Genomic DNA, 11,934 nt, shown 5'->3' with positions numbered 1-11,934 from the left:
GGTTATACAAACTTGTTTGTCGGTGTCCGCCTGCCTGCGGTCATTGCCGCACGGAACAAACGGGGTGTCCAGAGGGGTGCAACCCCGCTGGCTCATTGGGGCGTTTTTAGCATTAGCGTCAGCGGTGCGTGAAGAAAACGCCCTAATGAGCTATGGCTTTTTGTTTCCCAAAAGCCTGCGGCGGTGTCGGTGGTGATGTCGGCGGACATTGGTTCCCCTTTTCTTTTTGCCAGCCTTGCATGATATTCCGTGCCATTGTGCCGGCATGATTGCCTGTCGGCACACGGGCATACAGGCAGGGATGGTGCTGCCGTTTCCACAGCGGACTTGATGAGGGGTGAAAATCCGATGAATTGATGATTATGTAGTCTAATATGTTGATAGCAAATAAAATAACCTTTCATCAGCGTCTCATCAAACGGCTCGCCAAAAGAAAAGTGATGTACGGGGGTGCATCTGCTTTCTCTTTTCATCAGCCATTTTCTTTTGTTGAGTGCTTGATGAGGATGTAAACCGCTGTTATTCTTTATGTTTATATATACTTTCATCGTTTCATCAAAATATCAGAGTGTTTCCAACTGTTCCTTGCTCACTGTGTAGTAGCGTCCAATCCTTCTGACGGGTGAGTAGCGGCATTCGCGGTTGTAGTCGTACTGGTAGGTGGTGTAGGAAAGCGAGTTGGATGCAGGAGCCAGTTTCCAGCATTCCTGCACCACTTTCCGAACCTGCGACTTCTCCACCTTGACTTGCGAGCAGACAAGCAACGGAACAATATCATTGAGGCAAAAAGAAACAGACCCGACACCCACGCTTGCCATGATGTCAAGCAACAGTTCCGCCATTTCTATCTCCAAACGGTTACGGTTGCTTCGGATAATCTTCCGCAGGGCATCCGTTTCCAGCCGCTTCGGGTTGAACCACATACGACTTTCCTTTTCGGTAGAGAGTGTACGGTTGCATAGGAAGTGCAAGAAAGCGGGGATTTCCGCTTTCAGCTTTTGCAGGAAGTCGGTATCATCACTCCGTAACGGCACAATCTTCCGCACCCAATAGCGTGTCTCCCCTGCGTCAATGATGACGGGCAGGTGCTCGTTGTTGGAGCAAAGCACGAACTTGGCGAAGAAGCCTATCTCGTCACGGTCTTTGCCTTTCGCCTCCACCTTGTAGGAAAGCGTGGTGCTTAGGTTCTTCAACCTTTCGCTGTCCTCACGGCGGTTGAGCAGCACCTCGTCCACCATGATGAGCAGCTTGCCAGCCCAATCGGAATTGAACTGGCTGCGGAAGTCCTCGTTGGTGTTGAAGGTCACGTTGTTTTGGAAGATAGCCTTTAAGAAATTCAAAAACGTGCTTTTGCCCGTATTCCTTTCTTCGGACACAAGCAGAAGGATGGGCAGCTTCTGAACGGGGTACAGATACAGCAGTTGCAGATAGTCCATGCCCAACTCGTACTGTTCGCCGAAGATGTGTTCCACCAACGAACGGATGCAGGGGAAATCCCCTTGTTTGGGAACATGGCTTATCGGCTCGTAAAGGTTGAGGAACTTGCCGACTATGGGCTGGTAGCCCACATGGTCGGGTACGGTGCAGAAGCCGTCATACTTGGGGACGCTCGCCATGTAGTCCTTGCCGTAGTCCTGCCGCAGGGTCTCGGAGTTCCATGCGATGCGTTTCCTCACATATCCGCCGTCAATTCGGGGTTGGTCCACAATCTTGTAGAGCGTGGTGCCTACTCGGATGAATTCTTCTTTTTTCTCCATGTTTTCAATAATGTTTTAGTGCCGCCAACGTATTGTCGGCAAGCGGGTTGAACATGGTTGCAAAGCTACGGCAGGACGATTAAAGCCTTGATACGTAAAACGATGCAGAACGGCGCAAAAGAAACCGACGGATAAGAAAATGCGGAGGAACGGATAATGTCGGCCATCAAAAGGTGAAAAGAAAAAGCCCGAAGGAGTGGAAAACGGTACTTCTTCGGGCAAAGGGATTGTGTGAATGCACGGGCGTATTGACACGCAACCGCACCCGCTAACACTTACACGATATGCTGTTGCCTAACGAAAGCCAAAGCATTTGTCTGTCTTTTCGCAAGCACAGCCTTTCTAATAGGGCATTGCGCACCCTTGCAGCATTGGGCGTATTGATACGGAAAGCAAGTGCCACGACCATTGGTAGGACATAGACTTCCGCATAATAGCCGTTGGGCAGCCTGATACGCCTTTCCACCTCGCAAGGCTTCAACGCACCGCTTTTGTACACGGATCGGACGGCGGCACGGAGTGTCGGGGCGATAACATCGAACAGCCTAACCAACTCCATTTCGCTCATCCACACGCTGGCGGCATCGGACGGCACGGCAACCCTGCCGCACCCGTCCATCGTGATTGTTGTCCGTTTCATGTCCCTGCCACTTTGATGTTACCGAAAGTCTGGTTCAGTTGGTTACCGAATGCCGTCAAATCGTCACCCAGCTTCTGCGTGGTTATTTTTGCGTAAATCTGTGTGGTCTTGATGTTTGTGTGACCTAAAACACGGCTCACGCTCTCAATCGGCATGCCTTTGCTGAGGGCTAATGTGCCAAACGTGTGGCGGATGCAATGAAAAGTGATAGGCTATGCAAAGAAACACAGAGAGGTAAAGATTAAACGTAAGTCGTTTGAAATGAACGGTATTTCAGCATTCTGCCAAGTAGAGAAAATGCAAACGGCAACGGAATATTGAGGTTGTTCAGTTACCAAACCGTTAGCCGGGCAGTTACCGAAACGGGAATAGGTAACGGCAAGCAATGAAAAGAAACCCTCACCGTTTTATTTGCGCTCATACACAGTGTTTTGCATATCAAGGAACGCTTATACGGCAAGTAATTTTGCACTAAAAAATATAAGCGTATGAAAGTAGAAAAATTCAAGGTGCTGCTCTACCTCAAAAAGAGCGGACTGGACAAGTCGGGCAAGGCTCCCATCATGGGACGCATAACCGTGAACCGCACGATGGCGCAGTTCGGATCTAAGCTGTCCTGCACTCCCGAACTGTGGAATCCCCGTGAAAGCCGTCTGAACGGCAAGAGCAAGGAAGCGGTGAAAACCAATGCCAGGATTGAAAAACTGCTGTTGGCGGTGAACAACGCTTTCAACAGCCTTGTGAGTCGTAAAGTGGATTTTGAAGCCACCGATGTGAAGAATCATTTTCAAGGCAGCATGGAAACACAGATGACTCTCATGAAAATGACGGATGTTGTCTGTGACGACCTCAAAGCCCGTATCGGCATAGACCGCGCGAAAGGAACTTATCCCGGCTATCACTATATGCGTCTGACCCTCGGAGAGTTCATCGAGCATCAGTACAAGGTCAAGGACCTGTCATTCGGGCAACTGACGGAACAGTTCATCCACGACTATCAAGCATTCGCTATGGAAAACAAGGGATATGCGATAGATACTGTCCGCCATCATCTTGCCATCCTGAAGAAGATATGCCGTCTGGCTTATAAGAAGGGGTATGCCGACAGGAGCCATTTCCAGCATTTTACCTTGCCGAAGAAGACTGAAACGACACCACGGGCATTAAGCCGTGAATCGTTTGAGAAAATCCGGGATGTGGAAATACCTGCTTACCGCAAATCCCACATGCTGGCAAGGGATATGTTTCTCTTCGGATGCTATACCGGAGTCTCTTATGCAGATGTCGTTTCAATTACACATACCAATTTATATACGGATAAGGACGGGGCTTTGTGGCTGAAATACCGCAGAAAGAAGAACGAACTCCGTGCCAGCGTAAAACTATTGCCCGAAGCTATTGCGCTTATCAATAAGTACCATAGTGAGGACAGGAAAACCTTGTTTCCTTTACTTCGCTGGTCAAATCTCAGAAGGCACATGAAAGCGTTGGCGGCATTGTCAGGAATCAAGGATGACTTGTGCTACCATCAGGCCCGCCATAGCTTTGCCTCGTTGATAACGCTTGAAGCAGGCGTTCCGATAGAGACCATCAGCAGGATGTTGGGACACTCCGATATCTCCACCACTCAGGTATATGCCCGTGTAAGCCCGAAAAAACTATTTGAGGACATGGACAAGTTCATTAAAGCGACCGAAGATTTCAAACTCACTCTTTAACACTTAAAGAATAATATGCGAAGTACATTTTCATTATTACCCTACATCAACCGCAGCAAGGTAAAGGCTGACGGTACGACCGCCGTATTGTGTCGTATAACCATTGACGGCAAACAGACCGTCATCAGTCCCGGAATTTATTGCAGACCGGAAGACTGGAACGGCAGGAAGAACGAGATAAAGTCCGCAAGGGAGAACAACCGTTTACGGGAATACCTGCGCCTGATGGAAGAAGCCTATAATGAGATATTGAAATCGCAAGGTGTGGTCAGTGCGGAGATGCTGAAGAACCATATCACCTTGAACAACATCCATCCGACGACCCTCCTGCAAATGGGGGAATGGGAAAGGGAGCGTTTGAAGAAACATTCCGAGGAAATAGACTCAACTTCTTCCTATCGGAGTTCAATGTATTACCAGAAGTACCTGACAAATTATCTCATGTCTTTGGGCAAGAAAGACATAGGCCTTGAAGAAGTCACGGAAGACTTCGGCAAAGCCTACAAAGCGTTTTTGAAGAGATGCAAGAATTTCGGGGCTTCCCAAACCAACCATTGCCTGCGTTGGTTGAACCGCCTGCTGTATCTGGCAGTTGATAAGGAGATTATCCGCGTGAACCCTTGTGAGGAAATGGAATATGAAACCAAGCCGGAGGCAAGGCACAGGTATATCAGCCGTGAGGAGTTCAAGAAGATACTTTCCACCCCGATGTATGACAAGCGGATGGAACTGGCAAGACGGGCTTTCATCTTTTCGACTCTGACCGGACTGGCGTATGTGGATATAATGCTCCTGCATCCACATCATATCGGGACGAATGCGGATGGTAGGCGGTACATCCGCATCAACCGCAAGAAGACAAAGATAGAGGCATTCATTCCACTGCATCCCATAGCGGAGCGGATATTGTCGCTGTATAACACGACTGACGATGAACAGCCCGTGTTCCCTCTTCCCAGCCGTGATGCCCTCTGGTTTGATATCCATGAGATGGGCGTTATCATAGGGAAAGAGGATAACTTGTCCTATCATCAAAGTCGGCACAGCTTCGGAACATTCCTGATTTCGGCGGATATACCTATCGAGAGCATCGCTAAAATGATGGGACATTCCAATATCCGGACGACACAGGGTTACGCACGGATAACCGATGATAAAATCTCGAAGGACATGGACAAGCTAATGGAACGCAGGAAGATACAATCTACCGGCGAAAAGCCAGACAGCAATAAGTAAACAGTATCAATTCAATACATTATGGACAGAGGAATAATAACAATCAGTGAAACGGGTGTAGTCATTATGCCGACAGTACCCGTATGGATGACACAATTCGAGATAGCCGACCTGTTCGGGATGTTCTCATGCGATATCCGCAAGGCGATTCATACCATTTACAAGAATAAGGAACTGAACGAATTTGACACGATAAAGTATGTCAGGCAACCGGATGGTATCAGTTATGATGTCTATAACATTGAAGTGATTATAGCCGTTGCATTCAGGATATGCAGTAAAGAGAGTGTCTTGTTCAGACGGTTTATAATAAATGAAATTAGCACCATTAAGAAAGCTACACCGATTACACTATTTGTTGCCAGCGTCAGAGGTAATAACCGATGGTATAGTTGAGGTTCATCCCGTCAGCCACTCGTTTCCGATGCACGGATGCAAAGGTAGCGTATGGCTTAATGGCAGCGGCAAGGTCGGGCGGCAGAGCCGTTTCGGGCAGAATCTTCCTCAAACAAGTTTGAGCGTATTCAACCCGAAAACCTTGTCACTGTCTGCCACTCGCTTGAAAAGCATCCGGCAACGGAAACAAGCGACTGACGGGAAATCAGAAGAAAGAAGAGAGGAGCGACTTACAGACGAAGCGGTATTTTGATGCTCCGTCCGTAAACCGTTCCTTTCTCTTTTTGCCGAAAGTCCGTTGCTGACGCAATCATAGGGCAGACGGCAAACTGCGCTCTTTCAAGAAAATCATGTGCCTGTCAGCCGATAGGCGGAGCGGTAGCCGTCAGCAAGCATCCTTTCGATGTCGGATTCACGGTAGAGGATTTTACCGCCCAACTGGATATAGGCTATGCGCCCTTCGTTCCGGTAGTCCTGAAGTGTCCGGCGGCTCACTTTCAGCCGTGCCGACACTTCTTTGTCAGTGAAGAAACGCTCTCCGTTCAGTGTCGGTCGGTAATAGGCGGTCAGATGCTCGAAGCTGTCCAAAAGACGGTCGAGACTACCCATGAAGTGGATTATCCACTCGCTGTCCTTGTTTATCAGTTCATTCATGCTACTTTGGATTTAGTGGGTATTGTTAGTTTACTTCGTTCATTTCATCAAGTTTATACAGTTCTTCCTTTGAACTTCGCCTCTTTCCGCCTGTCCTCCACAACGGAAACAATACGCTGCACGTCATCGGGACGGTAATACGTCTTGTGGTTTATCTGCGAGTAAGCCAGCGTCCCGTTGTCCCGAAGGGTCTGCAATGTGCGTGGGCTGATGTTGAGCATCCGGCAAACGTCCTGATTGTCCATCCACTCGCCCATTGTCTTCTCTCCGTGCCGCCGGCAGATGGCATCCATGCGACTGACGAAACGGTCGAACTTGGCGACCATCGCCTCAAAGGTCTTTCTTTCAATTGATACGATTTCCATATACATACTTTTTATTGTTACTGTTTCTTTTGCTGCAAAGGAATACATAATCTGTTATCCGGCAATGGATTTCTAGGAAGTGGAAGCATGTGGCACAGGTTGGTAGAGGTTGGCACAGATTGGGGCTATATTCTTAATTCCGGAAATCAGGAATGTGGCAAGAGAGAAAAACAAGGGCTTAATTCAAACCTGACTGTAATCGCACCTTTGTTCTTCCGATTATTCACGTCCGGCAAATCTGTGAAGTCCTCACCAATATCTCTATCACCATAAAGCAAAGTCTCACAATATTGCCTAACCGAATCCAAGTTGTTGACTGACTGTACTAAAACGTCTTACTTTGCTTGCAACAATCGGTCAAGGCACAGACCAAGACCACAGTAATAACTTAGTCAATCTGTTTTATGACAATGAAAAGAGAACCAAGTATCAGTGAGCAGCAGACCCGTGAAATCGTGGAAAGAAAGGGACGCAGGGAATCCCGCAGTGAGAAGTCTATGGACGATTTCTACTGGAACATCGGTCTGGATCCGGAACAACTGGCACAACCCGGCAGGACCGTCACGAAAAAAGCGGAAACAGCTACGGTGGATGAACCGTCAGGCAGAACGCCCGAAGAAGTGGCAGTGCCACAGAAGCGTGTCAGCAGCAAACAACGCAGGCTGTCGCTGGACGAATACCGTACCGCTTACCTGCGAGTACCCAAGATAACCGACCGCAAGCCCGTGTTCGTCAGCGGTGAGGTGCGTGACCGACTGGACGGGATTGTCCGCCGTCTCGGCGGGCGTGGCATGAGTGCGTCGGGACTTATCGAGAACCTCGCCCGCCTGCACCTTGAAACCTACCGGGAGGATATCGAGCAGTGGCGCAAACTCTGAGCGAATTACGGTAGAACCAATCAAGTCGGTGGATATACTCCATCGGCTTGACTGATATTCCAAATGAGTTATTATACTCACAAACCAATCCGACAGGCGGAGGATTCTTGTGTCCTCAAAGACACAGCAAGGTATATTTTCAGTTACCCGAATAATTCTAAGTAACTGAAAACACCTTCACCGCCGTGGGTAGAATTATCCTCCGCAGTCGGATAATTTCGGGGTTCCTTAATCAAAGATTAAACAATGGACAAGCCATAAAATTAAAAGAATAAGAAGAATGAAAAAGAAGAGCAAGTACGGGAGAAATCCCAAGTTGAATCCGAAGACGCACTGCGTGATGGTGCGCTTCGACGATGTGGAATGGAACAGGTTCCTGACGATGTACGAGGAATCGAACGTGTATGCGAAAGCCGTCTTTCTGAAGGCGCACTTCTTCGGGCAGAAGTTCAGGGTGCTGAAGGTGGACAAGACGCTGGTGGATTACTACACCAAACTGTCGGACTTCCATGCCCAGTTCCGCGGTATAGGAACCAATTACAATCAAGTCGTGAAGGAATTGCGCATCCATTTTTCGGAGAAGAAGGCGATGACGTTGCTCTACAAACTGGAGAAACATACCATCGATCTTGTGAAGTTGAGCAAAGAAATTGTGGAACTTTCAAGGAAGATGTATGCTAGGTGGGAACAACAGAATTGAAGAAAGTAGCCTGATAAATGAACAAAGTTCGTCAAACAACTTCATTGCCGATCATGTCATCATCGGCGGCCGGGGTTTCAATTCAAGGATGAAAACCATCCGAAAGGGATAAAAATGTATATAAAAAAATGAAGTAAGCGGAATAATTATCTACATTCTCTTGCTTCATTTTCATTTATTAATCTATAAATTTCATTGTCGTAATAATAACGTTTGCTTATAAATCATAAAAATAGCCGTATTTGCTTGACTGACTAATTTATTTAGACTAATTTTGCATATACCAAATTTCATTTTATGATGGAACAACTTACCAAGCGTGAAGAAGAAGTGATGAATAAGTTTTGGGAGAAGGGCGAAGCTACCGTTAAGGAGATTATTGCCACTTATCCCGAACCTCGTCCAAGCAGAACCGCCATATCTACATTCGTGAAGTTTCTTGTTGATAAGGGCTTTTTAGACCACAAGCCGGCAGGAAACAACGGATTCATCTACTATCCCCTTATAGAAAGAGAGGAGTATTGTGGTAACAATCTGAAAAATGTCGTTCAGCGATATTTCAACAATTCCATTCGTGGAGTGATAAGCACTCTTGTAAGGGACAGGAAAATGTCAGACGATAAAGTCCTGGAGTTGATAAATCAGGTGATAGAAGGCAATCGCCAAGAATAGAACTGATTATTATATGGAAGTCAAGAGCGTTATTGGCATTAATGCTGATGCGCAGGAAGATGGCAATATTTATCATTATTTGCACATATTGAATATAAATGAAATAGAACGGCTCAAATAGTTTTAGATATGAACCAAACAGAGATATATCCTCGTTCTGGTGATAATCAGACTGTCTATCTTAAATCAGTCATAACGCACCAGAATATTGAAGTCGGAGATTTTACCATTTACAATGATTTTGTGAATGACCCTCGTGACTTTGAGAAGAATAACGTGCTGTATCATTATCCTATAAATCATGATCGTTTGATTATCGGAAAGTTTTGCTCAATAGCCTGCGGAGCAAAGTTTATATTCAATTGCGCCAACCATACCCTGAAATCGCTTTCTACATACACGTTCCCACTTTTCTTTGAGGAATGGGACTTACCGAAATCTGATGTTGTTTCTGCTTGGGATAACAAGGGCGATATTGTAATTGGCAATGATGTGTGGATTGGATATGACGCTATAATAATGGCTGGAGTGACCATCGGTGATGGTGCTATAATTGGCACACGAGCTGTTGTCACAAAGGATGTCGAGCCATACTCGATTGTTGGCGGTGTTCCTGCAAAGGAAATACGAAAACGATTCTCTACAGATATTATAGCCCGATTGCAAGAACTCCAATGGTGGAACTGGGACGCAGATATAATTCGTAATTCAATCAAAGCTATTCAAGACGGGGATTTAGGTTCATTAGACTGTCATTTTATATGAGGGACAAAACGCATTCAAAATGAAGATATTACTGATTATAATAACATTTCTGACTTTTATGTCGCCTGTTTTCGCTGAAAGAAACAAGGCGATAGAGAATGCTTTGCACGAGTATATCAAAGGGAAAGATGCCCGTATAGGTGTCGCGGTCATTATCAATGGCAAAGACACCGTATCTGTCAACGGCAATCGGGATTTCCCTATGATGAGCGTAGTCAAATTTCCGCTGGCTCTGACGGTAGCGCACTGGATAAATACTAACGGTATGTCCCTGAACGATACCGTAACATTCAGCGAGAAGGCTATGAAAGAGGATACCTATAGCCCGATGCTCAAAAAGTATGGTAAGAGCCTAAATGCCATGACTGTAAGAGAACTGCTTGAATGGTCTTTGGTTGAGAGTGACAACAATGCGGCAGACATACTCCTGTATCGCGTCGGTGGAACATCGGGAGTAACATCAATAATGAGGCAAATGGGTATCTCTGATGAGATTGTAATCGGAGCCTCGGAAGAAGATATGCACCGTGATCCATACCTAAGCTATCTTAACCGTACCACACCTTTGGCAATGGCGCAGCTATTTGATAGGTTTTACCACGAATTGAGAAACGCATCACAGTCATATTCTGAAATATCCGTCATGCTTGAACAGTGTCGCACGGGGCTTGACAGGCTTGCTTTACCCCTTTTGCCTACTAATGCCCTGATAGGACATAAGACAGGTACGGGATTTCCGACACCCGAAGGTCGCATATCCGCAGTAAATGATTGTGGATATGTGAATTTGCCTAATGGTACAAGATATTCTATTGCCGTGTTTGTTGCTGATTCCAATTACGACATAGCAACGACCTCAGCCATCATTGCTGAGGTTTCTAAGATTGTCTTGGAAGGTTTGATTAAACAAAAATAAGATAAGAATATGGAACATAAATTTTGTCAAAGCTGCGGAATGCCGCTGACTACAGACAACAAAGGTACTAATGCTGATGGCAGTCGCAACGAGGATTACTGTATCTACTGCTATAAGGATGGCAGATTCACACAAGACTTCACTATGGAGCAGATGATTGAACATTGCGCTCAGTTTACCGACGAGATAAACAAGGAGTCAGGACAGACCTTGACACAGGAGCAGGCAAAAGACATGATGCGTCAATTCTTTCCACAACTCAAACGCTGGAAAAACCGGACAGCCATGTTTATTGCAATTCTGACATATAAAAAACCGCTTGAAGAAGTCGACCGTTTCCTTCAGGCACATCGTGACTATCTTGCCGAGCACTATGCGGCTGGCGATTTCATCGCATCCGGTCCGCAGGCTCCCCGCGTTGGCGGTGTGATAATGATAAAGTCTGACAATCGCGCGTTGGTAGACTCCATCATCGCTCAAGATCCGTTCAACATCAACGGAATTGCCGACTACCGGATTGTGGAGTTTACTCCGACAATGTTTGTAGAATCGAGCCTTTCCGACATACTAAAATAAGTATTATACTGATGGTTAATAAAAGAGCTATAATTATTTGGCTGGCAATCACAATCCTTGTGATGTTAGCATTGCCTTTTGCCGTTGCCCGGCTTGCGTCTGAATGTTCCGGAATGGCACTGTGCATGATGCTTTTCTTAATTGTGAATCCTATTTATTCTGCGATTCTTGGTTATCGCTGCGGGAAAGACATAAAAAAAATGTGGAATCTTCCATTGGTGTCAGCCGTAGCGTTTCTTGCCGGGACATGGATTTTCTTTGACATACATGAATTATGGTTTGTCGTCTATGCAATAGTATATCTTGCAATAGGTTGGATAGCAATGGCTATCAGCAAGCATATAAACAGTCCCAATAAGGGTAATGATATTTTCCCGTTTTCAGACGCTCCAAATACAGCTGTTTTCATATGCAGTCATATTCTGGATGGTAGAGAAAAAATATTATTTGTTTCTCACGATGCGGATGACGGAGCATGGCAATTCCTTTGTGGTAAAGAACATAACGAAAGCGATGCAAGGATAGTTTCATTAAAGTATGTATTGGATTTAGACCCGACTATCGTCAACCTGAAAGATTTACCTCTGGGCCATTGTGCAGAAAGAGAATCCAAGAATGACAAGTGGGTAATTGCAAAGAATTAAATCATGCCCTACATATC

General features: G+C 46.1%; 16 protein-coding genes and 1 pseudogene. 11 read left to right on the top strand and 6 right to left on the bottom strand.

Annotated elements, in window-relative coordinates; genetic code table 11:
- Window positions 1-92: 92 nt before the first annotated feature.
- The 4 genes and pseudogenes from HPS53_RS08225 to HPS53_RS12625 all read right to left on the bottom strand — a co-directional run.
- Window positions 93-473 carry a hypothetical protein gene (locus HPS53_RS08225; RefSeq protein WP_253942853.1) on the bottom strand — a complete coding sequence of 127 codons (381 nt, stop codon included), beginning with the start codon at window positions 471-473 and terminating at the stop codon, window positions 93-95.
- A gap of 90 nt (window positions 474-563) precedes the next feature.
- Window positions 564-1,757, bottom strand: a complete 1,194-nt coding sequence (locus tag HPS53_RS08220; RefSeq protein ID WP_057329038.1) for a primase-helicase family protein — start codon at window positions 1,755-1,757, stop codon at window positions 564-566.
- Between the two features lie 268 nt (window positions 1,758-2,025).
- Window positions 2,026-2,397, bottom strand: coding sequence for a hypothetical protein (locus HPS53_RS08215; protein ID WP_172205575.1), 372 nt, complete (start codon window positions 2,395-2,397; stop codon window positions 2,026-2,028).
- Window positions 2,394-2,606 (bottom strand): annotated as a pseudogene (locus tag HPS53_RS12625) (tyrosine-type recombinase/integrase); the annotation flags it as partial. The pseudogene HPS53_RS12625 and the gene HPS53_RS08215, both read right to left, overlap by 4 nt.
- A gap of 279 nt (window positions 2,607-2,885) precedes the next feature.
- On the opposite strand from HPS53_RS12625, the gene HPS53_RS08205 reads away from it, so the two are divergent.
- From HPS53_RS08205 to HPS53_RS08190, 4 genes are read left to right on the top strand one after another with little or no spacing between them, the layout of a single operon-like run.
- Entirely contained in the window at window positions 2,886-4,115 is a 1,230-nt protein-coding gene (locus HPS53_RS08205; RefSeq protein WP_172205573.1) for a site-specific integrase, read from the top strand.
- A gap of 15 nt (window positions 4,116-4,130) precedes the next feature.
- Window positions 4,131-5,351, top strand: coding sequence for a site-specific integrase (locus tag HPS53_RS08200; protein ID WP_057329630.1), 1,221 nt, complete (start codon window positions 4,131-4,133; stop codon window positions 5,349-5,351).
- A 21-nt stretch (window positions 5,352-5,372) separates the two neighbouring features.
- A complete protein-coding gene (locus HPS53_RS08195) occupies window positions 5,373-5,747 on the top strand; it encodes a hypothetical protein (RefSeq protein WP_065538124.1) in 375 nt (124 codons plus the stop codon).
- Window positions 5,710-6,000 carry a hypothetical protein gene (locus tag HPS53_RS08190; RefSeq protein ID WP_253942852.1) on the top strand — a complete coding sequence of 97 codons (291 nt, stop codon included), beginning with the start codon at window positions 5,710-5,712 and terminating at the stop codon, window positions 5,998-6,000. The genes HPS53_RS08195 and HPS53_RS08190 overlap by 38 nt, the downstream gene beginning before the upstream one ends.
- Window positions 6,001-6,095: 95 nt before the next feature.
- Here HPS53_RS08190 and HPS53_RS08185 read toward each other — a convergent pair whose 3' ends face one another.
- Together HPS53_RS08185 and HPS53_RS08180 are read right to left on the bottom strand one after the other, a co-directional pair.
- Window positions 6,096-6,401 carry a helix-turn-helix domain-containing protein gene (locus HPS53_RS08185; RefSeq protein ID WP_172205571.1) on the bottom strand — a complete coding sequence of 102 codons (306 nt, stop codon included), beginning with the start codon at window positions 6,399-6,401 and terminating at the stop codon, window positions 6,096-6,098.
- Between the two features lie 53 nt (window positions 6,402-6,454).
- Entirely contained in the window at window positions 6,455-6,766 is a 312-nt protein-coding gene (locus HPS53_RS08180) for a helix-turn-helix domain-containing protein (RefSeq protein WP_057329640.1), read from the bottom strand.
- A gap of 410 nt (window positions 6,767-7,176) precedes the next feature.
- On the opposite strand from HPS53_RS08180, the gene HPS53_RS08175 reads away from it, so the two are divergent.
- From HPS53_RS08175 to HPS53_RS12500, 7 genes are all read left to right on the top strand, one after another.
- A complete protein-coding gene (locus HPS53_RS08175) occupies window positions 7,177-7,644 on the top strand; it encodes a DUF3408 domain-containing protein (protein WP_172205569.1) in 468 nt (155 codons plus the stop codon).
- A gap of 280 nt (window positions 7,645-7,924) precedes the next feature.
- A complete protein-coding gene (gene mobA, locus HPS53_RS08170; RefSeq protein WP_172205567.1) occupies window positions 7,925-8,344 on the top strand; it encodes a conjugal transfer protein MobA in 420 nt (139 codons plus the stop codon).
- A 300-nt stretch (window positions 8,345-8,644) separates the two neighbouring features.
- Window positions 8,645-9,016, top strand: a complete 372-nt coding sequence (locus tag HPS53_RS08165) for a BlaI/MecI/CopY family transcriptional regulator (RefSeq protein WP_172205686.1) — start codon at window positions 8,645-8,647, stop codon at window positions 9,014-9,016.
- Between the two features lie 129 nt (window positions 9,017-9,145).
- Window positions 9,146-9,781 (top strand): CatB-related O-acetyltransferase, encoded by a 636-nt coding sequence (locus HPS53_RS08160; protein WP_065539640.1) that lies wholly within the window; start codon window positions 9,146-9,148, stop codon window positions 9,779-9,781.
- Between the two features lie 19 nt (window positions 9,782-9,800).
- Window positions 9,801-10,697 carry a class A beta-lactamase gene (gene bla, locus HPS53_RS08155; protein WP_172205565.1) on the top strand — a complete coding sequence of 299 codons (897 nt, stop codon included), beginning with the start codon at window positions 9,801-9,803 and terminating at the stop codon, window positions 10,695-10,697.
- Window positions 10,698-10,706: 9 nt separating this feature from the next.
- Window positions 10,707-11,273: a zinc ribbon domain-containing protein gene (locus tag HPS53_RS12620; protein ID WP_253942851.1), complete on the top strand. Its 567-nt coding sequence runs from the start codon at window positions 10,707-10,709 to the stop codon at window positions 11,271-11,273.
- Between the two features lie 11 nt (window positions 11,274-11,284).
- On the top strand, window positions 11,285-11,917 hold the full coding sequence (locus HPS53_RS12500) for a DUF2185 domain-containing protein (RefSeq protein WP_216651912.1): 633 nt from the start codon (window positions 11,285-11,287) through the stop codon (window positions 11,915-11,917).
- Window positions 11,918-11,934 lie beyond the last annotated feature (17 nt).

This window comes from Prevotella sp. PTAC, from assembly GCF_013166535.1.
In the GTDB taxonomy this organism is placed as follows: domain Bacteria; phylum Bacteroidota; class Bacteroidia; order Bacteroidales; family Bacteroidaceae; genus Prevotella.
The sequence above is the reverse complement of the archived record's forward strand: the minus strand, read 5'-3'. Positions and strand labels throughout refer to the sequence as shown.